The sequence below is a fragment of the Ruegeria sp. CDSA077 genome, from assembly GCF_059612265.1.
This window is the reverse complement of record NZ_JBXWQG010000014.1, coordinates 57364-84006: the sequence shown is the minus strand read 5'-3', so window position 1 is coordinate 84006 and position 26643 is coordinate 57364. Positions and strand designations below refer to the sequence as shown.

At 55.5% G+C, this 26643-nt stretch carries 20 protein-coding genes and 1 pseudogene; 8 read left to right on the top strand and 13 right to left on the bottom strand.

Annotated features, from left to right (window positions below; translation table 11 throughout):
• Positions 1-254: 254 nt before the first annotated feature.
• The 4 genes and pseudogenes from AC2FLE_RS18945 to AC2FLE_RS18930 all read right to left on the bottom strand — a co-directional run bounded on the left by AC2FLE_RS18945 (position 255) and on the right by AC2FLE_RS18930 (position 8208).
• Positions 255-716 carry a hypothetical protein gene (locus AC2FLE_RS18945; protein ID WP_496698980.1) on the bottom strand — a complete coding sequence of 154 codons (462 nt, stop codon included), beginning with the start codon at positions 714-716 and terminating at the stop codon, positions 255-257.
• Between the two features lie 514 nt (positions 717-1230).
• Complete coding sequence (locus tag AC2FLE_RS18940; RefSeq protein WP_496698978.1) at positions 1231-3291, bottom strand: adenylate/guanylate cyclase domain-containing protein; 2061 nt, start codon at positions 3289-3291, stop codon at positions 1231-1233.
• Between the two features lie 572 nt (positions 3292-3863).
• A pseudogene (locus AC2FLE_RS18935) lies at positions 3864-4067 on the bottom strand (IS6 family transposase); the annotation flags it as partial.
• A 343-nt stretch (positions 4068-4410) separates the two neighbouring features.
• Positions 4411-8208, bottom strand: coding sequence for a hypothetical protein (locus AC2FLE_RS18930; protein WP_496698976.1), 3798 nt, complete (start codon positions 8206-8208; stop codon positions 4411-4413).
• Between the two features lie 533 nt (positions 8209-8741).
• On the opposite strand from AC2FLE_RS18930, the gene AC2FLE_RS18925 reads away from it, so the two are divergent.
• The 5 genes from AC2FLE_RS18925 (at position 8742) to AC2FLE_RS18905 (ending at position 13668) form a co-directional block, all read left to right on the top strand.
• A complete protein-coding gene (locus AC2FLE_RS18925) occupies positions 8742-9050 on the top strand; it encodes an ArsR/SmtB family transcription factor (RefSeq protein WP_496698974.1) in 309 nt (102 codons plus the stop codon).
• A gap of 80 nt (positions 9051-9130) precedes the next feature.
• The gene (locus AC2FLE_RS18920; protein ID WP_496698972.1) at positions 9131-10336 is read left to right on the top strand and encodes an NADH:flavin oxidoreductase/NADH oxidase family protein; all 1206 of its coding nucleotides are present in this window, start codon (positions 9131-9133) and stop codon (positions 10334-10336) included.
• A gap of 427 nt (positions 10337-10763) precedes the next feature.
• The gene (locus AC2FLE_RS18915) at positions 10764-11144 is read left to right on the top strand and encodes a DUF4345 domain-containing protein (RefSeq protein WP_496698971.1); all 381 of its coding nucleotides are present in this window, start codon (positions 10764-10766) and stop codon (positions 11142-11144) included.
• Between the two features lie 14 nt (positions 11145-11158).
• On the top strand, positions 11159-12019 hold the full coding sequence (locus AC2FLE_RS18910; RefSeq protein WP_496698970.1) for a DUF302 domain-containing protein: 861 nt from the start codon (positions 11159-11161) through the stop codon (positions 12017-12019).
• A gap of 71 nt (positions 12020-12090) precedes the next feature.
• Positions 12091-13668: an arylsulfatase gene (locus tag AC2FLE_RS18905; RefSeq protein ID WP_496698968.1), complete on the top strand. Its 1578-nt coding sequence runs from the start codon at positions 12091-12093 to the stop codon at positions 13666-13668.
• 204 nt (positions 13669-13872) lie between these two features.
• Here AC2FLE_RS18905 and tnpB read toward each other — a convergent pair whose 3' ends face one another.
• Both tnpB and AC2FLE_RS18895 read right to left on the bottom strand, forming a co-directional pair.
• A complete protein-coding gene (gene tnpB / locus AC2FLE_RS18900) occupies positions 13873-14127 on the bottom strand; it encodes an IS66 family insertion sequence element accessory protein TnpB (RefSeq protein ID WP_496698966.1) in 255 nt (84 codons plus the stop codon).
• Between the two features lie 645 nt (positions 14128-14772).
• Positions 14773-16164, bottom strand: a complete 1392-nt coding sequence (locus tag AC2FLE_RS18895; protein WP_142639090.1) for an aminotransferase family protein — start codon at positions 16162-16164, stop codon at positions 14773-14775.
• 243 nt (positions 16165-16407) lie between these two features.
• Here AC2FLE_RS18895 and AC2FLE_RS18890 point away from each other — a divergent pair, with 243 nt between their 5' ends.
• Positions 16408-18036, top strand: a complete 1629-nt coding sequence (locus AC2FLE_RS18890; RefSeq protein ID WP_496698964.1) for an acyl-CoA synthetase — start codon at positions 16408-16410, stop codon at positions 18034-18036.
• Here AC2FLE_RS18890 and AC2FLE_RS18885 read toward each other — a convergent pair.
• From AC2FLE_RS18885 to hmgA, 7 genes are all read right to left on the bottom strand, one after another.
• The gene (locus AC2FLE_RS18885) at positions 18033-18368 is read right to left on the bottom strand and encodes a DOPA 4,5-dioxygenase family protein (RefSeq protein WP_281973544.1); all 336 of its coding nucleotides are present in this window, start codon (positions 18366-18368) and stop codon (positions 18033-18035) included. The two genes, AC2FLE_RS18890 and AC2FLE_RS18885, sit on opposite strands and share 4 nt — an antisense overlap.
• Positions 18369-18456: 88 nt before the next feature.
• Entirely contained in the window at positions 18457-19095 is a 639-nt protein-coding gene (gene maiA / locus AC2FLE_RS18880) for a maleylacetoacetate isomerase (RefSeq protein WP_496698962.1), read from the bottom strand.
• Positions 19096-19114: 19 nt separating this feature from the next.
• Complete coding sequence (locus AC2FLE_RS18875) at positions 19115-19312, bottom strand: DUF2783 domain-containing protein (protein WP_142639098.1); 198 nt, start codon at positions 19310-19312, stop codon at positions 19115-19117.
• Positions 19313-19317: 5 nt separating this feature from the next.
• Positions 19318-20928 (bottom strand): FAD-dependent oxidoreductase, encoded by a 1611-nt coding sequence (locus AC2FLE_RS18870; protein WP_496698960.1) that lies wholly within the window; start codon positions 20926-20928, stop codon positions 19318-19320.
• Positions 20929-21055: 127 nt separating this feature from the next.
• Positions 21056-22006: an MBL fold metallo-hydrolase gene (locus AC2FLE_RS18865; protein WP_496698958.1), complete on the bottom strand. Its 951-nt coding sequence runs from the start codon at positions 22004-22006 to the stop codon at positions 21056-21058.
• A gap of 10 nt (positions 22007-22016) precedes the next feature.
• Positions 22017-23273 carry a fumarylacetoacetase gene (gene fahA, locus AC2FLE_RS18860; RefSeq protein WP_496698956.1) on the bottom strand — a complete coding sequence of 419 codons (1257 nt, stop codon included), beginning with the start codon at positions 23271-23273 and terminating at the stop codon, positions 22017-22019.
• A 65-nt stretch (positions 23274-23338) separates the two neighbouring features.
• The gene (hmgA, locus tag AC2FLE_RS18855) at positions 23339-24694 is read right to left on the bottom strand and encodes a homogentisate 1,2-dioxygenase (RefSeq protein ID WP_496698954.1); all 1356 of its coding nucleotides are present in this window, start codon (positions 24692-24694) and stop codon (positions 23339-23341) included.
• 58 nt (positions 24695-24752) lie between these two features.
• On the opposite strand from hmgA, the gene AC2FLE_RS18850 reads away from it, so the two are divergent.
• Positions 24753-25205: a MarR family winged helix-turn-helix transcriptional regulator gene (locus AC2FLE_RS18850; protein ID WP_142639108.1), complete on the top strand. Its 453-nt coding sequence runs from the start codon at positions 24753-24755 to the stop codon at positions 25203-25205.
• Between the two features lie 61 nt (positions 25206-25266).
• Entirely contained in the window at positions 25267-26505 is a 1239-nt protein-coding gene (locus AC2FLE_RS18845; RefSeq protein WP_282022217.1) for an adenylate/guanylate cyclase domain-containing protein, read from the top strand.
• Positions 26506-26643: the final 138 nt, after the last annotated feature.

Sequence of the window (26643 nt, the reverse complement as noted above, 5' to 3'; positions counted from 1 at the left end):
TTTCAGCGTTCCTGGCAGAATTCTGGGCCGCATCGTTCTCTGATCTGGACGAACAACTCAAGGCCTCGACCTAAGAGCGCTTTGTTGGGACGGCTTATATTGCGTCGGCAACCGCGAAATGCTGCTCTCTGTGATGTGTATGATGTCTGACGCCATCACCTACCGAACATTGGAGCAACAGTAACGTTTTCCCATGCCCTGCTTCCCACGATCAATCCAACGGCCCTACCCGTCCTAAACTCAGGGACAACATTTCACTCAGGGATTTCCACGGTTCCTACTATGTGGGTTCGCCTCAAAGGTAGTGCTTGGTACATCGACACAATGTCCGTCGTGGCTATGCCCTCGCCAGTCATTCCATCATAGCGCCCGGTTCCGACGATAATTTCCCAAGAGTTAGCCCCGCCTTTTTCACCTGCTTTCCAACGCATCGTGAAAGTGTCTTCGCCCTCACCAAAAATGCATATTCCGGAGATTGAGTTGGTCCCATCTTGGTAACCGAACCCCGATCCAAGGCATCGAGCAAGCCCGCCGTCAACAGGACCTTCGATAACTTCAAATCCTCCTTTGTTGTCGGCGATGTGGAAAATATGATCACCAAGGTCAAAGTTTTCCTGAGAAAGCGGATAGAAATTATTAAGCTCGATGCGTTGCTCCTCGGCACTGGTCGCAGTACTAGTAGCGGCCAAGACCGAGATCAAAATTAGGTTTTTCATTAAGGCCTCCTAAGGCTCCATTCACCTTAAGAGTATTAGTGACATTAGCAAACGACGGGCATGTTAATTTCGGCTATTCATGAGCGCCCGCTCGTCTCGACCCGCCAGTATGTGCAGATTGTCCGGGAATGGGTGAAGCCCATAAACCTTGAGGCGAGCACCAACGGAACGCATTCTAAGAGGTGAACCAAGGTTACTCAGATTTGCAGAAACATTGACAATCTGCGCAATAAGCGACTTTTGCCTGGACATACGAAAATGGATAGGACGGTACGGTATCCTGGCCTAGAGTTGGAGGACACATTGGCCATTGCGGAAGCTTTTTGAAATTTAGAGCCACAGGGTCGTTTTCCTAGACGGCCCAAACCGGACATTGGCTACCGGGTGGTGATGCTGCGGTCGCAACCCACTTTCCGGACATTCACTGCGAGAGCGAAGTCCCCGGCGCGCTGAGCTCACACAACGCGAGACTTGTCGGACTTTCCCGAAGCCCCTTAACTTTAACGGAAGTTTCCTACTGGTTCTTGTTGGTGCTAGTAACCGCACGCCAGCCTTCGTTTGGCGGCCTGTCTAACAGGTCTTGGGCGCGGGCCATCATGGCGACTGAGGCGGGGTCTCCGTTTCGCGCCTGGTCTGCGGCCGCGAATGCGGCAACGGCCTCTTCAAACCGCCCTGTCCGATAATGTGCAAGGCCCTGTTCATAAGCCTCTATCCAAGCAAATGATCCAACACGCCCATCCGCCATTGCGATCAGTTCGTAGACCACCAGCTCTTCAACACGTCCAAACACGGTAAGCGTGTCCAACTCACGGACCACGATTGCGTCAGCGGCCTGTCGCCTCGTTTCCGGCCCGACCAGGATCAGCGTTCCATAGTCTTTGTTGGCCCCTTCCAACCGACTGGCAACGTTCACGACATCACCAATCGCGGTGTAGTTCAACCGCTGCTCTGATCCGATATTTCCGACCAGAGCCTCGCCGCTGTTCACCCCGATCCTGACGCGTAGGGGGTTGCCGGCCTCATCTTCAATTCCGGACGCGCCCACCGCAGCGACAAGATCCAGCGCTGCGCGGCAAGCATTTTCAGCGTGATCAGCATCTTTACGCGGCGCCCCCCAAAACGCCATCACGGCATCGCCTATGAACTTGTCGATCGTCCCACCGTTTTGAGTAATGGCCGCTGAAGCTGCGCTGAAGAAGGGCTCCATCAGCTGGACAATATTTGGACCAAGTTTTTCGGACAGCCCTGTGAAACCCGCTACATCGCAAAACAACACAGAGATCTGTTTCATTTCTCCGCCCGGCTGTATCTTGATGCCCTCAGCAACCAGCATACGCACGAGATCGGTGGGCACGTATTTTCGGAAAGCGGACAAACCAGCGGCCATGCTCGCGGTTGCCGCAGAAAGATTGGCAAGCTCAGACAGTCTGGAGGGTCTACGCTCAATGCGTTCGACGTCAAAGCGTTCGATTTTGCCAAGATCTTCGGCGATGCGTGCCAACGGATTTGCGACAATGCTTCGGATCAGCCAGATCGCCAGCCCGGTTGCGACGACTACCACACCGATCAAAACGTATATCAAGTTTATCAGCGCTTCATCGATGCTCGACAGAAACGCCGCTTCGGGTATGACCGTGGCAACGCGCCAGCCGTAAAACCCCAGTGGCGTCAGCGCCACCGCATAAGGCACGCCGTCGATGACGACACGTTTCGTCAACGTGCCCTGGGCATTCGCTTGGGGGTCTGCCAACAACCTTTCGCCTGAGATCATGGCAACTTCATAAAGCTTCCCTTCGCCCATTCGCGCCGGGGTAATCTCATCCGCTTCTGCATCAGGTACCGCAATAACTTTGCCGTCAGCGTTCAGAATAAATGCCGCGCCGAATTCGCCGGGCGCAAGCGTGGCGAGAAAACGTGACAAACGATCCGTTTCGATTGCAACAGCCAGAACACCTTGCCGCGTTCGGTTGACGTCTATCGGACCAGCAAAGGCGTAAACGGTTTTTTTACTATCCGGAAGGTCGCGCGTTTCGATCCACCCCGCAGAGCTGAGCCCCATGAAGTTTTCAAACCAGGCGTGTTTGCGCGGATCATAGGATGTTTCAGTAAAGGCCCGCTCCTCGAACTGAATGTCACCCGGGATAAAGATGTAGCGATCCCTCCGCAGCATTCGATCGCGGATTCCCTTGTCGATTTCAATCATCTCAAGCCCGCCGTCACCTAAACGGTGCGACGCGAAAAAATTGCCATCGGGCCAGCCAAAGAACATCCATGAGATATTCGGCTGCGCCTGCAGTTGCGACAGAAAAACAAACTCGCGCTTGTCGGCCTGTCGCGTCGCGATGACGTTCTGGACAAAGATCGTGCGAACGGCTGCCCAGGCGGCTTCGGCCGACCTAAGCGTCACCCCCACCTCGATGCGGACAGTGTTCGCGATCTGGCCGTTGATTTCAGCTGCAAGCATGCGGCTATTGTCGCGCGCAGTCGTCCACCATAGGGAATGGACAATAAAGGTCGACACTCCGATAGACACAGCCACCAGAATTGACACAGCGATGCCCACGCTAAGTCGCACTTAAATCTCCGCCAAATAACTCATATTCTTCAGTATTGAATTGAGATTGCTAGGAGGGCATAACTTTCTTAGACCTATCCCGAAATCTCACGCAACTGTTAGGTAGCAGCAAAGCATTGTGTTGAAGCGGACGCTTGAACACTGACTACTGTAGCTAACCTTTGCGATTTTTCCAGACGCTGTGTGCAAATGAACGGGCGGCCCGAACCCGCCATTGGCAGATTTGTCCCACCACTGCGCTGCAGCTCATCAAAGGAGACATTCGCCGCAGCCACGAAATCGGCAGGTCTACGAACTAACAGCTCGCGAAAGGAATCTGCCGTTCATCTACTCTGCCCTTCCGACCGCATATTGCGGGAAGAGCCACCGTTGGTCCGAATTCGCAAGTTCGGTATGATCTTAGCGGCTTTGTCGCAAAATTCTCTGAAGTGTGAGGGCTGGTTGGAATTTACTAAGTTCAAGCGGTTTGGTTCGCAAACTGCTTGAACGGGCAGATTCCGACTCCGAACTGACCCTTCCTGATCATCTGCGCAACTTCAATCCCATCGAGCGTTGCAGAGGCGGACGCAGTTTCGCTTCTGGCGACGTGCCTTGTCGGCAATCAATGGCGCATATTTGACGATCCAACGGTTCAGCGTCGCGTGATCAACCTTAACTCTGCGCTCAGCCAGGATTTCTTCCAGATCCCGATACGACACTGAGTAGCGCAGATAGAAAAACACCTCGTGCAAGATCACATCTTTTGGGAAATGCGAGCCCTTGAATGAGATCGTCACCGGATGCTCCTGTCAATTTTGGGCTGGTCATAAATGTTGTTTTCTCCAGTGACAGAATAATTAAGTCTATTGAGAACCAGTACCGCCAACTACTAATCCAAGTATATAAGGGCGCCTCTTTATAAACGTGGCCTTTGTGCCGAATGGGCAGAGCATTGGTTTTTCACCCGTCGCGCAAACAAACCGCACCAGGGAATGGCGAACGACATCTAATCTGATCTCTAAACGGCGGCGGCTGCTACCTGAAGGGTGCGTTGTGGGCTAACACTTGCCAGATCTCAGGCGTCAGCCCTGGATGCTAGCATTGGATCGAGTTCCCTTTCAGCACATCGAAGCCAGCTATCTAGCGCGCTCCTGTAGAAAACTTGACAGTTACCGGGTTTGCGCCTTTGACGCGCAGCTCCGCCACATGCTCACCTAGCTTGGGTACATCGATCCAAGCATCCAGATCTTTGGCGACCTTCTTGCCGTCCAGATACCATTCAACAGATTTTGCTTCGGTGCGGCCAGTGAATGTACCCCAGAGATGCAGCGGTCGGTCCGGGCGCACCACTTGCCCCTCAGAGGGGTGAATAATGGCGAGTTCGGGTGGCGCTGGTGGCAGTTTAACTTGCTTGGTGTCTGCCGTTGCGGTGAAGTAACCGTCATGAGCAAGGACCCTAATCCAAACCTTGTCGACCGGAATGGTGTTGGGGTCGATCTCTACGCTGTTACCTCTCGCACCAACCCTGAGCCCGTTCCAGCGTTCACCATCAGAAGACCATTGCAGCCAAATATCGGGATCGTAACTACGCTTGGCCCCGGTCGTTTTCCAGGAAACCTTTAGACCAGACTTGCCAATGCTGGCTTCAGCCGAAGCCAATTTAACCGGCCGTGTCGGTCGCTTGCGCTCCCATATGACTGCGTCCCCCTGGCAGATGCGGATTGCAATTCCAGAGCCGACATCGCCCATTGCCGCAATGAAACTATACGGCGGTTTAGGCGGATCCTTTTTATCGCCTCCGCCGCAACCGCAGCCATCGCCATTGGCGTCGTGATTATCCATTGTGAACACCGGCGCAGATGAGATCACCTCGTCCTTGTCCCCGATCAACTGCAAAACTAGATCGGTACGCGCGCCAGACATCCGCAAGGGCCGGGTTGGAACCCGTACGAGGCTTGCGACCGAGACCTGCATGTCTTTGCCGACCTCACCCACGATCGTCACGAAAGGACGCATCTGGTCTTGCCGATCGACTTCCATGGCGCCTGCCCCCACCGAATTGCCGCCAGACACGCCCGTTGCCAGCACCACCGGGTCAAATTCGGCGCGGTTCAGCATATAGTTATGCGTAAAGATCGAGACCCACCGGGGGCCGCAATAACCCATCAGATCCTCACTGTTGGCCGGCCGGTGTATTGTCCCGTCATTTGTGTCGAGCCCGTATTCGCCGATGCTCGCATCCGAATAGACAGTGTTGCCATTGCTATCGGTCGTTGTCATGCCGGTATCGTAAGGCTCGTAAAGCGGGTAGCTCGCGTTCGGCGTGCCGACCGTGCCACATGGGGCATGTGGTAAACCCGCCTGATGGCCCAACTCATGCGCTAACGTGACCGGGCTACCGGACAAGCCAGCGCCGTTGCCGCCGCTGGCGCATCCTGTGTTGCCATGCGAGCGCGGGATCGCCGCATTGACCAGTCCATAGTAAAGCCAATCGCCCTGATTACCGTCATTCGTGCGCGCGTTAGCCACGAAATTCAGGATCGGCGTCCAGTTGGGATCGCACCCCCCCGCTGGGAAATTGTTGTTTGTCAGACCTTGTGTTGTTGTCTGACTGTCGATGATCCGCACGTTGGGCGTACTGCCTACCGGGAAAACCCGAAGGGCAAAGCTGGTATCAGCGGCAACTTGCGCTGCGTTGGGGGCAGGCAAGGTAATATTGGCGCCGCCGCCCATCGGTGGACCGTTATAGCCAATTGTGACGGCTGCAACGCGCAACTCTTGCTCAAGATCGACATCAACAAGCTGTTGGGCCGTGCCGCTGCCTCCATAGCAATCGTCTGGCGACGAGACAGTGATAGAAAGGCGCAAGAGCCCGGTCATCACGTTGGCAGGGATAATGAAGTTCAGCGTCGCATCAATGTCGCGTCTCTCTGCGTCGTAGCTTGAGAAACTGTCCTGCGCTGTCACCGGGGCATTGGTCGGAACGATATTGGCCACCGTGGACCAGATCCCACCAACCCGGCGTTCCACTTGAAGTGTGCCACTGACATTGCCGAGCTGCCCATTATCGAAATTCGGATCCTGTCCACTGCGCAGATATGTCCGCACCCAGGCCGATTTATTGGCAACAAGTTGAAGGGAGTTGTCCGGGCCGCGGTCAGCTGGATCAGTCAGATGCTGGTTGGCTCGGAAATACTGAATCGCCTGCGTTACCTCGACCCCGTCGATGGATAGATCCGGCGGGTTCTGGAAAACGAGGTCTAAGCCCTGACTTACTGTAGGAGGTTTACATTTACCGGTCACGACGATTTCGACCCGCACTCGGGTCGTTTGGTCGAAGTCAGTCTGATCGAAGTCCCAGCGTCCCAGATCGGGGGCCGGTGATATCTGCGCAATGGCAGCGCCGGTGTCTGTATTGACGATGCGCACAGTCACTGAGTCAGCGGCGCAGACCTTCCAGCGGATTTTCAGAACCTCGCCGGGTAACAGGCAGTCGTCGTTCTGATGCCCTTTGACGATAAACTTGAGAATGTCAGCGCTTGTGCCTTCGAACTCAGCCAACATCGTGCCGCTTTTTCGATAGTCCAGGAAACGATCGCAGACGCTGATCGTTTGGGTCGGAGGAATGATCGCCAAACCACATCCCGCACTGGACGGGACGATCACGCAGATGCGTTCGTCTGACCACGAGGTCGGCACAGCGATCGGACCGGGGTTCATCGTGCCATGCTGGGTGAACTGCACTTGCCCCGCAATATCGCCAAACCCGCACCCGCAGATCGCAACCGTGTCACCGGGGCAGGCACGCTCTGGGTTGATCTTGGTCACGGTGTAGCATTCGATACTGCACCAGTTTCTATAGGCATCCGTGATGCAATCCAGGATGGGCTGGCGGACACAAGTTTGACAGCAAGGCATTTGTCCACAAGGGGTTTGACCGGTGCAGATGCACATCACATATTCGAGCAGATCCTTAAAATGACGCCCTGCGTGCGGCTTCTTGCAGATCAGGTTGACAGCTGCTTCATGAAGCGCGGTCAACACCTGGAACCGGCAACGTTGTTCAAGCAGCGCGCCGACGTATTTGATCATTGTTGGTCTGTGACCACAGGATACATGCATGGCCGCAAAGACCATCAAGCTCATGTCTTTGTCAGAGATCAGGGACTTACCGGTCGGGCAGACATGGTCGGAACAGCACACCGGGTTGGGTTTGGATTTGATGGGCTTACAGCTGTCATCATTGCAGTCGTCGGAAAAAATGTCCTGCAAGATACCGCTTGCATCATCCCCGGATGCGCCGCCACAGCCACAGCCTGTTGGCGACGTGGCACAAAGAGCATTGAGTACATCCACATAGCGCCCCTTGGCAGCGACGTCTCCGTTCAGAACACTCCAAGCATCACTAAGCGAGTTGTCAAAAATCGCAAGCGTCGGGCGGATGCACTCAAAGAAGTGAGTGCGCTTGCGCAGCAACCGATCAGCATCCGCAAGCTCAAGCGCTTCCTCAATGTCATCGAGAACGCTTTCTGGCAAAAACGGCTTATCCGGTGCAGCCCAGCTTAACGGGCGCCTCAGGTGACACGCCAGCTTCTTTGCCGGGATGGCGACGTCGATTTTAATATCGTCGGTGCAGGAACAATCCTCAATCTTGAGCCGGGCTTTATGGATGCGCACGCCATCGCGGTCGCGCAGCTTTATCCGCAATTCCATCGGACCTGTACATCGACAGTCTTCGGGTATTTTCGACGAATCCACTATGAGCACAAATCGGCCATCGGCGGCCGTCAGGACGCATCCAAGATCGATCTTACAGCCGTCTCGCTTGCGCCAGCCATCCCCAAATACCGCCTGAATCTTGACCAATATACCGTGTACGGGCTGACCGTTTTCCTGTTGGGTGACACGACCGAAAACAGATTGAATAAGACTGGACATAGCTAAAGTAAGCCTCCGTTTTAAAAATGAACTTCTGTCAATTTCTCTTGGGAATTGCGCCAAATAGGACGCTTTACACCAATCTCGACCAAGTGTGATTTGCAAATTTGGAATAGTGTTAATGCTGTTTAAATATGCTTTTATTTTGCGCCAAAATACCCAAAATGTCAATCAGGTGCCACCTAGGGCGTCGCCGCTCGGAGGCATTAACAGCAATGGACACCGCACTCCTTCCGCACGGTGCCAAGTGCAAAATGCCGCACAGCTCTGACGTGAAGAACAGGTTATTGTGCAATTTTACCGCGCACGCGGCCAAAAAGCACTGAGCGGCCCATAAGAGACATTCGGCACCCTGCTGGGATTCTGCGGTCGCAGCCCGCATTCCGGTCATTCGCTGCAAGTGCAAATTTTGGCGCTACTCGAACTCACACATTGCAGGACAAACCTGACCTTTGTGCGTTTTCCGCGAATGCCCGCTGTGGAGGATTTGGCGGGGGCTTGACAGCAAGCAATATATCGAGATATTTCGATTTATGGACATTGAAAGATCAATATCAGCGTTGAACAATCCGGTTCGCCGACAAATTCTGGAATGGCTTAAAGACCGTTCAAACTTTCCTCCTGCACTGCCCGGTCATGAAGACCTTGAGGGAGTTTGTGTCGCCTACATTCAGGAGAAGGCAAAGCTGTCTCAGTCTACAATCTCGAACTACATGGTATTGTTGAAACAGGCTGGATTCGTGAATGCAGAGCGCCACGGTCAGTGGACATTCTACCGGCGCGACGAAAAGAACATTCAAACGTTTCTTGCCGCCGTCCAAGACGAACTTCTGAAACCATAGCTCGGAATGAGGGAAGTCTACCCGCACCGAACTTTGTTTAAAAGAAATGAAATATCGAAATATACCGATGGAGTGATGAAATGAACCGAAATAGCCACGATGCGAAAGATTTGTTGAACCAGCCACTCGAACTGCCATGTGGCGTTTGGCTGAAAAATCGGCTGATAAAATCGGCAATGTCTGACTCACTCGGTGATGGTGCTGGAAATCCGACAGATGCCCAGATGCGCCTCTATGAACGATGGGCGGAAGGCGGTGCAGCACTTTCGTTGATTGGCGAGGTGCAGGTGATCCCCGGCTATCCTGAAAAACCCGGTAACCTCGTGCTGGTGCCAGACACAGATTTGCCCGCAATGCAGGAACTGGCGAACCGCGGATCAGTAATCGGCGCGCATATCTGGCCTCAACTTGGTCACGCTGGTGCACTTGCACATGGGCCTATCAGCAATCCCAAGGGGCCGTCTCCCTTGAATGTTGATGGTTTGCAATGTGACGGCATGTCATTGGATGAAATCCATGCGCTACCCCAATCCTATGCGCGAGCCGCAATTCTCGCCCAGGATGCTGGTTTTGGTGGCGTCCTGATCCACGCGGGTCACGGCTTTTTGTTCAGCCAGTTTCTATCACCTCTGTTTAACCACCGGACGGATGCTTATGGCGGCAATGTCGAAGGCCGATTCCGCGTCATTGCAGAGGTGATCGACGCAGTTCGACAAGCGGTCGGGGCATCGTATCCAGTCGGCATAAGGATTAATTCGACCGACAAACTTGAAGGTGGCCTCACGACAGATGACGCGTTTGAGGTGGTGCGGCTGCTCAACAATACATCTGTGGACCTTATCGACATCAGCGGCGGCACTTATTTCCCCGGTGCTGCTTCGAGTTCAGACGGTACTTCTTCGTCGGGGCCATACTTTGCCGACTTCGCAAGGCAAGCAAAGGAACTCACCGATATCCCAATCGTTGTAACGGGTGGTTTCGAGACTAGAGATCAGGTTGTGAGGGCCTTGCAGGACGGCGCGGCTGATGCCATCAGTCTTGGCCGTGCGATGATTTTGAACCCGTCGCTCGCGAATACATGGTTGAGCGATGCAGGCGGCGACCCTGAGTTTCCGGTGTTCGATGCACCGCCACGCGGTGGAGTCACTGCGTGGTATTCAATGCGGCTGACGGCCCTCGGCGAGGACAACGAGTGTCAGTTTGATCTAAGCCCAGCAGACGCTTTAGAGGCCTACGAGGCGCGGGATGCGGAGCGCTGTGAAATCTGGAGAAACCGGTTCAGTTGATCACGTCATTGGGCATTACTGACGTTCCTACGTGGCGCAGCATCGGTGACTTTGGGCTCAGTGCCGACCTCAGATGCGGCGCGGCATCTGCCAGTTTCGCAGAACTAGCATCGTAGCAGATGGCCCAAAGGAGACATCCATCTTCCTCGACAGCGCCGTTTCACCAGACCGGCCATTCGCTGCGCAAGCAACATCAACGGGCGGATTAAGGATCAAGTCGCGGGACGAAGCGGTAATTCGTCTCGTGGTACATGCTTGACTGAGTTGGGGACAAAGCCTGATATGCAGGTCTTGCATGCGGTACTATCCTAACGTCCCTCGTAAGTTTCCGGCGGTAAGGAAATTGACCATGGTTCTGAGTTGCCCAACGCGGAATTGACAGTATATTCTATCTGGCTCTTGTAGAGGCAGCCAAAAGGGAAATTCCTTGTCTGGCCGTTTTGTTTTGTTGCTCGCATCCGTTGGGTTGTTCCCGATCGCACTGTCTTATGGCGCGATGCCGTCGGCGAGTGTGCCGGTGTTGCTGGGATTTCCAGTCGACACGACAGAGCTCACCCACATCTTCCGGGCAATTATGGGGCTGTATCTGGCGATGTTGATGTTTTGGATTGCCGGGGCATTCAAGCCCGCCCTTACAAACGCCGCCCTTTGGAGCCTGTTCCTCTTCATGGCCGGGCTCGCCGCTGGCCGACTGCTGAGCTTTTTGGTCGATGGCTTACCAAATTTCTTGCTGGTGTTCTACTTTCTGGCAGAAATCCTTTTCGCAGCTTTGGCTCTGCTTCGTTTGCGTCAACAAGGCGCGGTTTGATCAGGAGGATCAACTTGGGTATCCGAAACACTCTGTTGGCCGCTGCGCTGGCATTAACTCCGATCTCCGCCCATGCAGATGATACACTGCAAGCCGATACCGATATCGTGTTCGAAGCAGTGGCAGAGGCGGTGACAGATGCCAAAATGGCAAGGGTGATCGAGATAGATCATGCCCGTTTGGCGGCTGGCGAAGGCGTGGAGATGCCACCGTCGAGAGTTTTGCTTTTCTCTGATCCCGGCGTGAACGCTGCCATCCTGAGCGAGAACATTCGTGCGGGGTTGGATCTACCCTTCAGGGTGTTGTCATACGGCGACGAGGCTAAGCCGTCCTTGTCTTACACGTCCTCTGCGTTCATCGCCAAACGTCACGGACTTGAGGGGTCTGCGGCCCTTGCTGCCTTTGATGAGCGCCTGCAAGCGGTACTGCGCGCGGTAGATGGCGCAGATCCGAGCCCGATTCCCACCGATGCTGTCGAGCGTGATTTTGGCATTATTGAAATTGCGTCGGCGTATGGCGTTGCCGAAACGGTTGCGCGCCTCGAAAAAGCAGTGACCGCGCAAACAGATACAATTTGGTTCGGCGAGATCGATTTTATGAAAGAAGCTGCCGCGTTTGACGTTGCCCTTCCCGCCGCAAAGTTGCTGCTGTTCGGGGGGCCAGCGCCCGGTGGAGTCGCAATGGCGGATTACCCGGCGATCGGTCTTGATGCCTTTTGCCAGAAACTGCTTGTCTATGAAGGCACCGATGGCAACGCTGTGGTTCTGTTCAACGACATCGCCGCCTTTGCACAGCTCTACTATGGCAGTTCAATCGAGCCACACGCGATGCTCAACAAACGTTTAAGCGCGACATTTTCCGCTGCTGTACAGTAAGTACGCGCTTGTAAATTTGGGGCTATGAGGTCGACCAGACGAACCTGATACGATGCAAGAAAGGATGATTCATGCAGAAACGCTTATCAATCGCGCGCACTTTCGTCGGAGCGGTCGTCGCTTCGGTTGCTGTCGCCGCAAGCGCAGTTGCTCAAGAGGACAAGCCAAATATCTTGGTGATCATGGCTGACGATGTCGGTTGGGCCAGTTTGGGAAGCTACCACCAAGGCATCAAAAGTATCAAAACACCGAACCTGGACCAGCTTGCCGAAGCGGGAACGCGACTGACGGACTACTACGCGGAACCGACCTGTACCGCAGGTCGCGCTGCGTTTTTGACGGGTCAGTTTCCTGTACGTGTCGGGATGCACACTGTTGGTCTTCCCGGTGATCCCGTGGGTCTGAGCAATGAAGACCCCACGCTTGCAAACATGCTAAAGGCCTTGGGGTATACCACCGGTCAATTCGGGAAAAACCACTTGGGCGACCAGAACCAGTTTTTGCCAACAACAAAAGGTTTCGACGAGTACTGGGGCTGGCTCTACCATTTGAATGCGATGGAATATACGTCGGACCCGGACTGGCCAGACGATCCTGAATTTAATGCCCAATTCGGTCCGCGCAACATCATACATGCCTTTGCAACCGAAGAACTGGATGAAACCGCGGATCCGCGTTGGGGCGTGGTCGGCAATCAGCGCATCCTGGACGATGGACCCGCGCCGCCCGAGCGTCAAAAGACGCTCGATGATGAGGTGACCGAAAAGACGATCGACTTTATTGATCGCGCTGTCGAAGCGGACACACCGTTTTTTGTATGGATGGCACCGGCCAGAGCGCATGTTTGGACGCACCTGAGCCCCAAATACGAAGACATGCTGGGCGATGGGCGTGGGCTGCAGGACGTTGTGATGCAAGAGCTTGACGACAATGTTGGCAAAGTGATCGCGCGGCTTGACGAGCTGGGTGTCACTGACAACACAATTGTGGTTTTCACTGCTGACAATGGCCCTGAAACGATGACCTGGCCGGACGGTGGCACGACACCATTTCACGGGGAAAAAGGAACAACCTGGGAAGGTGGTTTCCGCGTTCCGGCGATTATCAAATGGCCCGGCAATGTACCTGCTGGACGCGTTGCAAACGGCATTATGTCCGGTATGGACTGGATGCCGACGCTGGTGGCAGCGGCAGGTGGCCCTGACAACCTGCCCGAGGCGCTCTTGTCTGGATATGAAGGCTACACAGCACATTTGGACGGATACAACCAACTGTCGTATTTGACGGGAGGTGCCGAAAGCAACCGCGACGAAATCATCTACTACGAAGGCACGAGCCTTCAGGCCGTCCGCTACAGAGACTGGAAAGCCCATTTCGTAATCCAAGAGCATGGCTGGGCCGGACCAAAAGAAGAATTAAACGCGCCGATGTTGTTTAATCTGCGCCGCGATCCTTATGAAAAGGCCGCCGAAGAATCCGGGATGTATACCAAATGGATGGGGCAGAAGATGTGGGCGTTTGGACCTGCTGCGCGACTGGTGCAGCAACACCTTCAGACATTCCAAGAGTTCCCGCCGCGTGGCTCTGACCTGGCCAATCAAAGCCAAGTTGAGAAACAGGTTTCCAGCGAAGGCGGGATGTCTCAATAACGGCTAGAAATACACAATTCAGCACTTCGCCGTGGTGACGGCGGAGTGCTCCTTCCACTATCTCTCAAGATTCTGCTTTGGGCTTGGTATCGCCGTTCGCTGCTATTCACATCAGGGACTGATTGCAGTCCGAAGCGCGCGTTATCACACGCTTCAAATCAAGCCCTTCGAAAAGGGCCTCAAACTGCGATTTGGTCATCGTCATCACCCCGTCACTGACGCGTGGCCATTCAAAACCCTCACCCCGATCCGCTTATAGATCAGCACAAGACCCGCCCCGTCCCAAACTATGAGCTTCAGCCGGCCCGTGCGTGTCGAACGGAAAACAAATATGGCAACACAGCATGGATCGAGATCGAATTCATTCAGAACTATCGCCTCCAAACCACCCATGCCTTTACGAAAATCGACTGGCTTGGTTGCGGCGTAGAATTTAAAGTTGCCAGCTGGTGAAATCATGAATGGCTATCCATCGCGAGTGCAATTTTGACCAAACAGTTCACCGGATAATTGGCAGGAAAGGCATGGTGCTTTCCCGGTGCGCCAGAAGATTGCGATTGTCAGTTTCTGGATCACGGCCTGGCTGCGTCTCTTCGTTAATTAGAACCTTCGAAAAAATTTGTTCTTCGTTCCGCGCGACGCTATTGACCCGTGAAGATTTCACGCCTGACCTCCATTTGTAGACGAGGGATTGCGAAACGTTGCAATCCTCCAAGATGTCACCAACAGTCAGTTCACCGAGATCAAGTTTGGTTTTGACAAACCTCTTGACGCGGGCGGCCAGACACGGCGTCCTCCCGCATGCACCTAAATGGTGAATCCATTGGCTTAGAATGATTGTGGAAATTGCCTCATTGCTGCCGCCTCTCGTTTTAGACAATATGCCATGGAAACAAGAGGCAGATCAGGGGCTAATTCGGGGGTCAGTTGCAACGCCCCGCTCAACGGATACATCAACGGATTCTACAATCCGGGCCGCCGACATTCAGCACTGAGCGGGAACATCCGGTCGCATATTAAGGGTTTGGGCATCCGTATTGAGAAAAAAACCGGCGCAAGCAGCGCCGGTTTTCATAGTCTCATCCTAAGAAACTGCTAACGGTGTCAGCCGAATACACGCCCCAGTGCGCCATCGACAGCATCGGTGATTTGGTCGATGTCATCCGCGGTGGCAATCAGCGCTGGTGAGAAGCACAGAGTGTTGTTCCGACCGGGGACCGAGCGGTTGGTGACGCCGATGATCACGCCCTGCGCCATACAGTCGGCCACAACGGCCTGCGCCAGTTTTTCATCGACCGGCTCACGGGACGCGCGGTCTGCGACCAGCTCAGCACCCAGGAACAGGCCCTTGCCGCGGACGTCGCCGACGACCTTGTGCTTTTCCATCAGCGCCTGAAGGTTGCCCGTCATCCGGTCACCCATAGCGACACAGTTGGCCAGCAGGTTCTCATCCTCGATGATCCGCATGTTCTCGATCGCGGCCGCTGGACCGGCGGTACAGCCACCAAATGTCGAGATATCGCGGAAGTAGCCCATCGGGTCCGAGGCGTCTTCTTTGAACATGTCAAAGACTTCCTCGGTGGTCACCATGCAGGCGATGGCGGCATAGCCCGAGGCGACACCCTTGGCCATGGTCACGAAATCCGGCTTCACACCATATTGCTGATACCCGAACCAGGTACCGGTGCGGCCAACGCCACAGACGACCTCGTCAATATGCAGCAGGATGTCGTACTTCTTGCAGATCTCCTGCACACGCTGCCAATAACCCTCTGGCGCTTCGATCACGCCGCCACCGGCTGTCACGGGCTCAAGGCACAGGGCGCCAACCGTATCGGGGCCTTCGCGCAGGATCACCTCTTCGATCTGATCCGCGGCCCATTCGCCGAAATTCTCTTCGGGCGCGCCGTCCAGCTCGTGCTTGCGGTATTCCATGCAATGCGGCACGCGGATGAAACCGGGGGCGAAAGGCCCGTACTGCGCGTTGCGCTCGTCCTGACCACCTGCCGACATCGCCGCCAGGGTCGAACCGTGATAGTCGCGGTCACGGTACAAAATCTTGGTCTTCTTGCCGCCGTATTTCTTGTGGGCGATTTGGCGAACCATCTTGAACGCCTTCTCATTCGCCTCGCTGCCCGAGTTGGTGTAGTACACGCGGCTCATTCCAGGCATTTTCTCAATCAGCTTTTCGGCGAACAAAGCACCAGGGATCGAGCCCGCCGAGTTGGCGAAATAGCACAGCTTCATCAACTGGTCATAGACCGCCTTGCAGATCGATTCGCGGCCATAGCCGACATTCACAGTCCATACGCCGCCCGATACAGCGTCCAGATGCTCTTTGCCTTTTTGATCCCAGACACGCATGCCCTTACCTTCGACAATGATGCGCGGGTCGTTGGTTTCAAAGGGTTTATGCTGGATCAAGTGGTGCCAAATATGGGCGCGGTCGGCTTCGACGACGCGGGAAAGATCGTTTTCGTTGAACGTGCCGTCCATGACATGTCCTTTCAAAATTAGCGTGTGCACATCTTACAGAGGCGGTGTCGCCTCGGCTTGTATATTCGATGGCTCAGATCAGCGTGAATGGCCAGTACAAGATAGGGCCAGATCGGGTAGGTTCGTATCGCCAGTCGGGCACAGCACGGTTATTTGGCCGCCTCAGCCCGTATTTCTACGGGTTTGTCATGGGACTATGTTTGTGTTCAATTCGCGCAACTTGCGATTTGGGAGGATCCGCAGATGACAGGGGCCAACATATATGAACGCCACTTGGATCAATGTCAGGCGAATTATACGCCGCTGTCACCGCTAAGCTTTATCGAACGGACGGCGCAGGTCTACCCTGATTACCCGTCAGTTGTTTATGGCGTCCGCCGGTATTCCTGGGCCGAAACCTATACCCGTTGTCGTCGACTGGCGAGCGCTCTGGATAGGCGTGGAATAGGGCGAGGAGATACAGTTTCGATCATCGCAGCAAACATCCCCGAACTGTACGAGGCCCATTTTGGCGTTCCCATGGCCGGCGCCGTGCTGAACGCGATTAACACCCGGCTGGACGCGCCGATCATTGCCTTCATCCTGAACCATGCGGAAACCAAGGTGCTGCTGGTCGATCCGGAATTTTCTACGGTTGTGCAAGACGCACTGGAACAGGTTGATCACGATGTTCTCGTCATCGATATCGAGGATCCCAGCTTTGATGGTGGCGAGAAACAGGGCAGTCTGACTTACGATGCGCTCTTGGCCGAAGGCGATCCCGAGTTCGCATGGTCCCTGCCAGCGGATGAATGGGATGCGATCACGCTGAATTATACCTCGGGCACCACAGGCAATCCAAAAGGGGTTGTGTATCATCACCGCGGTGCGGCCCTGAATGCCCAATCTGATCTGCTGGACTGGGGCATGCCCCGGCATTCAGTCTATCTGTGGACCTTGCCGATGTTCCACTGCAACGGCTGGTGTTTCCCTTGGGCAATGGCGGCAAATGCAGGGGTCTCGGTTTGCCTGCGGGCGGTTCGGGATGAGCCGATTTATGCCGCCTTCCGGGACGAGAAGGTCACGCATTTCTGCGGTGCGCCGATTGTTCTGAACATGTTGGCCAACGCGCCCGATCACCTTAAGGATTTCGATCACGAGATCAAAGTGATGACCGCAGGCGCTCCACCTCCGGCGGCTGTGGTTAAGAAGATGGAGGATATGGGGATCGAGGTTACCCATGTCTATGGCCTGACCGAGACTTATGGTCCGTCCGTGGTCTGCGCCTGGAAGGATGAATGGAACAGCAAAGAAGGCGAAGAACGCGCCGCTTTGAAGGTTCGTCAGGGTGTGCGGTATTCGGCCCTGTCCGGCCTTATGGTGGCCGACCCGGATACGTTGGAACCCGTGCCTGCGGATGGCGAGACGCTGGGTGAGATTTTCATGCAGGGCAATGTTGTCATGAAAGGTTATCTCAAAAACTCCGATGCCACGGACAAGGCGTTCCGGGGCGGTTGGTTCGCCTCGGGCGATCTTGGGGTGATGCATGCGGATGGATATGTCGCACTCAAGGACCGGTCCAAAGATATCATCATCTCAGGAGGTGAGAATATCTCATCGGTTGAGGTTGAGGATATCTTGTACAAGCACCCCGCCGTGATGGAGGCCGCCGTGGTCGCCCGCCCCGATGACAAATGGGGCGAAACACCATGCGCCTTTGTTGAACTCAAACCAGATGGGCAAGCGACAGAGGCAGAGATCATCGCGTTCTGCCGGGACAACATGGCCCATTTCAAGGTGCCTAAGACGGTGGTCTTCGGTCCTTTGCCAAAGACCTCGACCGGCAAGATTCAGAAGTTCAAGCTGAGAGATCAGGCGAAGGCATTGGGTTAAGGTTGGTCGAAGATCGACAGATCTAGATCCAGCATCTCACCCATCCAAATGGCGCGGTCGCGGTGGTCTGCTAGATGCTCGCCGGTTTCGGGATGGGTGAATATCGTCAACCCTTGCCGATTCAGCGTCAGCCAGGGAATGACTTGATCAAATGCGTCGGCTGCAAAGCCCAACTGGCAGCTCCACCTTGGATGTGGGCCTACATTGCGGGCGTGCATCCGCCCCATTGCAACTGGGAACAGGCGCACTGCTTCTTCACAGAGCTGCCGGGCTGTATCCTGCGTTTCTGCATCGAAATAGACATGGGCGTGATAGCCGATGATTTCGGGCATTGGGGCCTCCTGCATTTTGTTTTGAAGAACGTAAGGCAGGGGTCAGGCAATTCCCATTCGCATCGGCACACAGACCCTGTGCAGAGGATCAGGTGGGGGCGTGTTGATCGGGATGCGCTGCGGCAAAGGCTGGGTGTTTGGCGCAGGCGGCCTCGACGCCCAGGATACGGGGCAGGTCGGTCAGATCGACCTGATAGCGGCGGGCATTGTACATCTGTGGGATCAGGCACAGATCAGCCAGCCCTAGCTGCGGTCCAGTGCAATATGGGGTCTGTTGGAAACCGCCCAACTGGGCTTCGAACGCAAGCAGACCCGGTCGTATGAAATGGTTCATCCAGTTGCCAGGCATGCCTTCTGCATTCCCACTGAGCGCGGTTGCATGGCGTGCGACTGACAAATTGCAGACTGGGTGAAGATCAATGGCTATGGTTTGTGCCAGCGCCAGTGCTTGTGCGCGAATACCGGGTTCCGCAGGAAGCAACCCCAGACCCCGTGTCATGTCCAGATAGTCGATGATTGCCAAAGATTGCGTCAGCCGCAGCCCGTCAATCTCAAGCACAGGAACCAGCCCCTGCGGGTTGCGCGTAAGATGCGCGTCAGATTTGTGATCTCCGGCGACAAGATCGACAGACACCGCACGATAGGTGATGCCAGCCAAGTTTAACGCGATCCGCACCCGGTAGCTGGCCGACGAGCGCCAATAATCATACAGAACTACGCCACTCATCGCTGGCCTCCTGTTTACGTCAATTCTCGTTCAGCTTGGCGGCTTTTAGGGCTTCAGACAACACCTCGGCATTTCCGATATGGTTGGCTAGCACCAGTACCAGCCGCGCATTCAGCGCGTCGCTGTCGGTTTTATCCAGCCCGTCATGGGCGGCGATCAGTTCAAAATAGAAATCATCTGCATTGTCCAGATTAGGGGTGAGGATCAGTTGGGTCATCTCGCTTACTCCTTACCGGTGGCCCTGCGGATCGCCTGCCGGAATGCGTTTTCTTCGTACGTATCACGGCGGGCGGCCACGTGTTGATCGGGACGGATCAGATAAACCGCGCTGGTGGCATCCCCCAGATAGCGGCGCTTGAGCGCCAGGGTCGGATCGTCCTTAACGGACAACGCCAAGCGGGTTGCCAGAACCCCGTCTTCCTCAAGAGTGTCTGGTGCGTCGGCGTCAATCGTCAAAAGGGTAAACTTGCCCGCGAGTTTCGGCAGCAGGAACGCGGCGCCGAGGGGGGCATCCGGGCACGCAGCGCCGGGACGGGTAATATCTGGCCCGTTCAGCGCATCTGCGGAATTCAACGACGAGCCCGCATAGGTACAAGGTGTGCTCAGACGGCCGGAATTCACCAGAGGGCGCGCGAATTCGTAGTGCTCGCCCAGGTCAAGAACGGCGTCGCGCAACAGGCGGGACATCTGGGATTTCGGCGTGATGAAGTCGGTCGAGCGACTGGAATAGGCAATATTCTCATCAGCGGCCTGCACCCGTTCATGGCTGTAGCTATCCAGCAAATAATCGGGCGCTTTTCCGTCGATAACCAGCTTCAGCTTCCAACACAGGTTGTCCGAATCCTGCACACCCGAATTGGCCCCACGCGCACCAAACGGGCTAACCTGATGGGCGCTGTCGCCGGCAAACAGGACCCGGCCATACCGGAATCGCTCCATCCGGCGACACTGGAAGGTATAGATCGAGACCCATTCTAAATCGAATTCGACATCTTCGCCTAGCATCTCCTTGAGGCGCGGGATCACATTCTCGGGCCGTTTTTCCCGTTCCTTGTCGATATCCCAACCTAGTTGCAGGTCAATGCGCCAGACATTGTCGGGCTGTTTGTGCAGCAGGGCGGATTGCCCCCTGTTGAACGGTGGATCAAACCAGAACCAGCGTTCGGAAGGAAAGTCAGCCTCCATCACGACATCAGCTATCAGGAAGTTATCTTCGAACACGCGCCCGTCGAAATCCAACCCGAGCATCCTGCGGGCCGGAGAGTGCGCGCCGTCACAGGCGATCAACCAGTCGGCTTCTATGTTGTAGGGGCCTTCGGGGGTCTCTACCTCAAGCGTGACATGGTCCTCATGGGTGCCGATCGCCTCGACCCTATTGCGGCCGCGAATATCGATTGGCGCGCCTTCAGCTTGGAGTGCGCGCAAGCGGTCCACAAGGATCTGTTCTAGGTGATATTGCTGCAGATTGATAAATGCCGGATTGGCATAGCCTTGTTCTGGCTGCAAATTGAACTCATAGATCTGTCTTGTGTCGAAAAAGACCTTGCCGGTATCCCAAAGAACACCTTTCCGGACCAAGGGCTCTGCGCATCCAAGCCTGTCGGCTATGTCCAGCGTGCGCTGTGAAAAACAGATGGCTCGGCTGCCAAAGCTGACCTTGTCATTTTCGTCCAGAACGACAACCTCAACGCCCTGTTGTGCCAGATCAATAGCTGTGGCCAAGCCGATTGGCCCGGCGCCGATGACGATCACCTTGTGGCGTATTGGGGCTACGGCGTCCTGATCGGGATTTCGGGCGTAGGCGTAAAGCGGTATTTCGAAGATCTTGTTCATGGGGCTCTCCCATTGCGCTGCGCTGAGGGTCCTTTCCACCAGCTGTTCAGGCTCAGTGGTCCCGATCCCAGGGTCTCACCAATCCGTCCTGCGAAAAACGATCTGGATCAAATGCGACCGTATGTCCTTAACTCTGCAAGGCTTCCCACATCTCCATATCTCTTTGGGCGGTCCAGATGCGCGGGGTGTCGATCCCGCGCGCCTCGTCATAGGCACGGGCGACGTTGAAGGGCAGGCAGTGTTCATAGATCGCGTAATCGGCGAATTTCGGGTCGCATTCGGCGCGCACCGCGTCCCATGCTTCTTTCAGGCTTCCTCCGCGCGCCGCAACCTTGGCTGCTGGACGATAGGTGCTGTCGACAAAATCCCGGGTGTTTTCGATGGCTGCATTGACCATATCCTTGCCGACCAGGGCATCGCCACGGCCTGGCGCAATGGCGTCGACATCAAACCACTTGATCTCATCCAGTGTATCGCCCCAGTCGCCGAAATGCCCATCGCCGCAGTAGCAGGCCGAGTGATACTCGACGATGTCACCGGTAAACATCACATTCTGATCGGGTACATGGATCACGATATCGCCTGCTGTATGTGCGCGGCCCAGATGCATCAGGTCAATCCGACGTTTGCCCAGATACACCGTCATGGTGTCGCTGAACGTGGTCGTGGGCCAGGTCAGACCGGGAATGCTTTCGTGCCCTTCGAACAGGCGCGGGAAACGCTGGAACTCACTGTCCCAATCTTCCTGTCCCCGTTCCACCACCATCGCGCGGGCCATGTCTGACATCATGATCTGCTGCGCCCCAAAGGCACTGGCACCCAGAACACGGACGGCGTGATAATGGGTCAGCGCCACATGCGTGATCGGCTTGTCGGTGACCGAGCGCACGCATTCGATTACCTTGTTGGCCAAACGGGGCGTCGCCTGTGCCTCGACAATCATGACACTGTCATCACCGATGATGACGCCCGAATTCGGATCCCCTTCGGCGGTAAAGGCATAAAGCCCGTCTCCTACCTCGGTGAACGAGATTTTCTTTTCCGACATGTCCCCTTGGGACGCAAATGCCTTGGCCATTTCTGGTTCCTTATCGCGAGTATGGGTTTTCAAGCGCGGGCAGCACGGTTCCGGCACATTCGCCAAATCCGATCGTGTACCCTTTCCCCTTGGCCGCCCCTGTCAGGGTCAGCGTGTCGCCATCCTCGATAAAGCTGCGGCTTTCGCCGGTCTCCAGCGTTAGCGGCTCTTTCCCGCCCCAGCTGAGCTCCAGCAACGAACCGCGCTCGGGCTTTGTCGGGCCAGAGATGGTGCCGGACCCCAGCAGATCACCGGTGTTCATCGGGCAGCCCGACGTCGTGTGATGGGCCAACTGCTGTGCGGCGGAATAGTACATCTGACTATAGTTTGTTCGCGCGATTGTGGTTGCGGCGTTGCCGTCCGGAGCCATCGTGATCGACAGATCAATGTCATACAGCATCGGGCCGGTCTCTTTGAGGTGATCCAGCAACTCAAAATCCCGCTCGGGCGTGTCACAGCGGAAAGGTTCCAGCGCCGCCTTGGTCACGATCCATGGGCTGATCGACGTGGCGGTGGCCTTGGCCTGAAACGGCCCAAGCGGCTGATACTCCCACGCCTGAATATCGCGGGCGGACCAGTCATTCAGAAGGACATAGCCAAAGATATTGTCGTCTGCCTCTTGTACGGAAATTGGTCCGTCAGAGGGCGTGCCCACGATGGCGCCCATCTCAAGCTCGATGTCGAAACGACGGCTGGGGAGGAAGGCCGGAAGGTCCTGATCGGGGGATTTCAACTGGCCCCAAGGGCGGCGGATATCTGTTCCCGACACCACGACCGAAGACGCCCGGCCATTATACCCGATGGGAATATGCAGCCAGTTAGGGGGCAATGCATTCTCTGGTCCACGGAACATGGTGCCGACATTTTGGGCGTGGTGCCGACCGGCGTAGAAATCGGTATATTCGCTGACGGCAAAAGGCATGTGCAGTTCGGCATCTGCCTGCGCCACAAGCAAAGGCGCGACGTCCTCTTGTGCCGTGCTGCCTTCGGCCAGCAGATCCATCAGGCGGTTGCGCAGGGCGGCCCAAACGGCGGGGCCTTGCTCCATCAGCGGGTTCCAGAAAGGCAGGTCGAACAGCGGTTCGTCGTCCAGAACGACCAGGCCCTCGGCCTCGGCAGCTGTGACATCAAGGATCATATCGCCGATTGCAACACCACAATGCGGGTCTTCGCCGCCTGTCGAAAACACGCCATAAGGCAGGTTGTTCAAAGGAAAAGGGTGATCGGCAGAATTGGCCGAGCTCACCCAGGATTTCTTCAATGGCATTTTGTCTCCAAACCTCTGTCAGGGGCCAAGATTTTTCGTCGAAAAATCTGCGACCTCAATCGGTATTATTTCTTGCCCGGTGTACCGTCGAACTTCTTCTCAAGCGACGTCCAGCAGTCAATGTAATCATCCTGCAGCGGGGCCTCGGTCGCTGCAAATGATGTCAGATGCTGCGGGAACCGGGTTTCGATCATGAAGGACATCGTATTATCCAACTTATCCGGTCCAAGGTTCGAATTCGACGCGTTGTCAAAGGCATCCTGGTCAGGTCCGTGCGGCAACATCATGTTGTGCAGACTCATGCCGCCGGGAACAAAGCCCTGTGGTTTGGCGTCATACTGGCCGTAGATGTTCCCCATCAGCTCGGACATGATGTTCTTGTGGTACCACGGAGGACGGAACGTATCTTCGGCCACCATCCAGCGTTCGCGGAACAGGACAAAGTCGATATTGGCTGTGCCCGGCTGTCCGGACGGCGCGGTGAGTACGGTGAAGATCGACGGGTCAGGGTGGTCAAACAGGATCGCCCCCACCGGGCAATATGTGCGCAGGTCGTATTTGTACGGGGCATAATTGCCGTGCCAGGCGACTACATCCAGCGGGCTTTGCCCAATCTTTGTGGTGTGGAACTGCCCGCACCATTTGACAGTGACGGTCGATGGTACCTCACGGTCTTCATAGGCCGCGATAGGTGCCTTGAAATCGCGTGGGTTGGCCATGCAGTTGGCGCCGATCGGGCCGCGTCCGGGCAGTTCGAATTTTTGCCCGTAATTCTCGCAGACAAAGCCGCGGGCAGGGCCCTCAAGAACCTCAACCCGATAGACCAACCCGCGCGGCAGAATGGCGATTTCCTTGGGCTCAAGGTCGATGATCCCCAACTCGGTCGCAAAGCGCAGGCGGCCTTCTTGCGGCACCACCAGCAATTCGGAATCGGCCGAGAAGAAATAGTCATCCACCATCGATTCGGTGACCAGATAGATGTGGCTGGCCATCCCGACCTGCGTATTCACATCCCCTGCTGTGGTCATCGTGCGCATGCCTGTCAGCCATGTCAGCCCATCTTGGGTATGAGCAACGGGGTCCCAGCGATACTGGCCCAGGCTGGTAACATCTGGGTCAACACAAGGCGCCGATTTCCAATAGGGCAGGTCGATCTTATCGTAGCGATGCGAATGCTTCACCGAAGGGCGGATACGATAGCACCAGGTGCGCTCGGGTGGGTTGGCGGTAAAGGCAGTGCCGCTCAGTTGTTCGCCGTATAGCCCATAGTTGCAGCGTTGCGGGCTGTTCATGCCCTGCGGCAGCGCACCGGGTAGGGCCTCGGTTTCGAAATCATTGCCAAAGCCGGGCATATAGCCCGGATGGGTGCCAGCGGGCGTACTGGCCTGGATCATTTTATGCGGGTCTGTCGGATGGTTCATCCTTGGCTCCTGCTGTTTTCTGCTTGTGAGATAATAGTTGATTTTGTAACTAACAAGCATGACAAAGACAGAAAGTACCGAAAGAGACGGGTTTGATCTGCTGGACTTCCTGCCCTATCTGCTGAACCGGGCAGCCGAGGAAAGCGCACTGGAATTTCAGCGTGTATACAAAGACCGCTATGGGATGCTGCGCACGGAATGGAGAGTGTTGTTTCATCTGGGCAATTACGGAGAATTGAGCGCGAAAGAAATCGGTCAACGCGCCCGGATTCACAAAACCAAGATAAGCCGCGCGGTCAGCAGGCTTGAGCAGCGCCGATTTCTTGTCAGAACCGTCAGCCAGACAGATCGCCGCGTTGAACATCTTGCATTGACCACGGCCGGACGGTCGGTTTATCGCGAATTGCGCGGTATTGCGCAGCAATATGATGCTCAGCTTGCCGCAATGTTCACAGAAAACGAGGCTACCTTGTTGCGCAAAATGTTGCGAAAGCTGGCTGATATGAATTGACCTCTGGTAATTCGAACCTTTCGCTCCCAGATGGAAGCCAGAGCGGACACAGGAATGTGAAATGACAGCCCCGAACCAAAACGCGGCAAAATCAAATGATCTGATCAACTGGCTGGTGACGCGGGGCCTTGAAGGTGCCGAAAAAGAAGAATTGCTGGATGGCTATTGCACCCGTCTGATTGAACTTGGTGTGCCCCTGATGCGATTTCACGCGGCGCAATCGGCGCTGCACCCGGTATATGGCGGCACCGGATACAGCTGGTATCAAGACACCGGCGGTGACTATCAAAAATTCGAGTATTCAGAAGAGACCAGAGAAGACTGGATGAGCAGTCCTCTATATGCGATTTTACATCACGATCTTGACGGCGTCCATGAACGCATGGTCGATCAGAACGAGCCCAGCCGCTATCCATTGATCAATGAATTACGCGAAGCTGGTGCGACCGAGTATTACGCTAAAGGTGTGAATTTCGATCCGCGGTCGCAGACCTCAAAAAAAGCCGTAGATGGAGTCCTGTTGTCGTGGGCCTCGAACGCGCCGGATGGGTTTCGGGAACAGGATCTTGACCTTATCAATACGGCCCTGCCCCATTTGGGCCTGGCACTAAAGTCAGCCTCGAACGCGCGGATATCCAAAGATCTGATGCGCGTCTACTTAGGTCGGGATGCTGGGCGGCGTGTTTTGTCGGGTGAAATTCGTCGCGGATCCCTACAGCAGATCGACGCCGTGATATGGAATTTCGACCTTGAAGGCTTTACCAGCCTGTCCGAGAATCTGCCCGGGATCGAGATCATCGATATGTTGAACGACTATCTGGCGGTTGCCGTTGGTGTCGTGCACGATAATGGCGGCAATATCCTGAAGTTCATGGGCGATGGACTGATGGCTATGTTCAATGTCGGCGAGATTGAAGAGGACGTGCAGGCGGCCTTGCAGGCGGTTCCCATGTTGCAGGACCGGATCGCTGAACTGAATGCGCAGCGCGAATCCGCTGGACTGCCGGTGGCCAACTTCACACTGGCCTTGCATGCGGGCGAAATTCTGTATGGCAATATCGGTTCTGAGACACGTTTGGATTTCACCGTGATCGGCCCAGCGGTGAATCAGGCCGCGCGTATCGCTGGCATGCATCGGTCCTTGGGGCAACGGATACTGATCTCGGATGACGTAGCCCGCGCGGCGCAGCCCTGCGATCAGGATCTGATCTCGGTCGGGCGCTATATGCTGCGCGGTGTGGCCGAACCGAAAGAGCTGTTTACGGTTTATAATGTTGCCGGAACGCAATCAGGCGTTTGAGCGTCCGGTTTGAGCCCATATTAGCGGCTTTCTGCAACGCGGCGAAAGTCAGCTTCCGCAAAACCGGATGCAGTCTAACCGCTTGACGACAGAAAAATTTCAGATTAGCCAACGTACAGGCTGTGGACGCCTGCCTCC

Bases quoted from the DNA above. Each gene is read 5' to 3' on its own strand.
- AC2FLE_RS18945 (WP_496698980.1), bottom strand. From the start codon at position 716: ATGAAAAACCTAATTTTGATCTCGGTCTTGGCCGCTACTAGTACTGCG.
- AC2FLE_RS18930 (WP_496698976.1), bottom strand. From the start codon at position 8,208: ATGTCCAGTCTTATTCAATCTGTTTTCGGTCGTGTCACCCAACAGGAA.
- AC2FLE_RS18925 (WP_496698974.1), top strand. From the start codon at position 8,742: ATGGACATTGAAAGATCAATATCAGCGTTGAACAATCCGGTTCGCCGA.
- AC2FLE_RS18920 (WP_496698972.1), top strand. From the start codon at position 9,131: ATGAACCGAAATAGCCACGATGCGAAAGATTTGTTGAACCAGCCACTC.
- AC2FLE_RS18905 (WP_496698968.1), top strand. From the start codon at position 12,091: ATGCAGAAACGCTTATCAATCGCGCGCACTTTCGTCGGAGCGGTCGTC.
- tnpB (WP_496698966.1), bottom strand. From the start codon at position 14,127: ATGATTTCACCAGCTGGCAACTTTAAATTCTACGCCGCAACCAAGCCA.
- AC2FLE_RS18895 (WP_142639090.1), bottom strand. From the start codon at position 16,164: ATGGACGGCACGTTCAACGAAAACGATCTTTCCCGCGTCGTCGAAGCC.
- AC2FLE_RS18890 (WP_496698964.1), top strand. From the start codon at position 16,408: ATGACAGGGGCCAACATATATGAACGCCACTTGGATCAATGTCAGGCG.
- AC2FLE_RS18885 (WP_281973544.1), bottom strand. From the start codon at position 18,368: ATGCCCGAAATCATCGGCTATCACGCCCATGTCTATTTCGATGCAGAA.
- maiA (WP_496698962.1), bottom strand. From the start codon at position 19,095: ATGAGTGGCGTAGTTCTGTATGATTATTGGCGCTCGTCGGCCAGCTAC.
- AC2FLE_RS18875 (WP_142639098.1), bottom strand. From the start codon at position 19,312: ATGACCCAACTGATCCTCACCCCTAATCTGGACAATGCAGATGATTTC.
- AC2FLE_RS18870 (WP_496698960.1), bottom strand. From the start codon at position 20,928: ATGAACAAGATCTTCGAAATACCGCTTTACGCCTACGCCCGAAATCCC.
- AC2FLE_RS18865 (WP_496698958.1), bottom strand. From the start codon at position 22,006: ATGGCCAAGGCATTTGCGTCCCAAGGGGACATGTCGGAAAAGAAAATC.
- fahA (WP_496698956.1), bottom strand. From the start codon at position 23,273: ATGCCATTGAAGAAATCCTGGGTGAGCTCGGCCAATTCTGCCGATCAC.
- hmgA (WP_496698954.1), bottom strand. From the start codon at position 24,694: ATGAACCATCCGACAGACCCGCATAAAATGATCCAGGCCAGTACGCCC.
- AC2FLE_RS18850 (WP_142639108.1), top strand. From the start codon at position 24,753: ATGACAAAGACAGAAAGTACCGAAAGAGACGGGTTTGATCTGCTGGAC.
- AC2FLE_RS18845 (WP_282022217.1), top strand. From the start codon at position 25,267: ATGACAGCCCCGAACCAAAACGCGGCAAAATCAAATGATCTGATCAAC.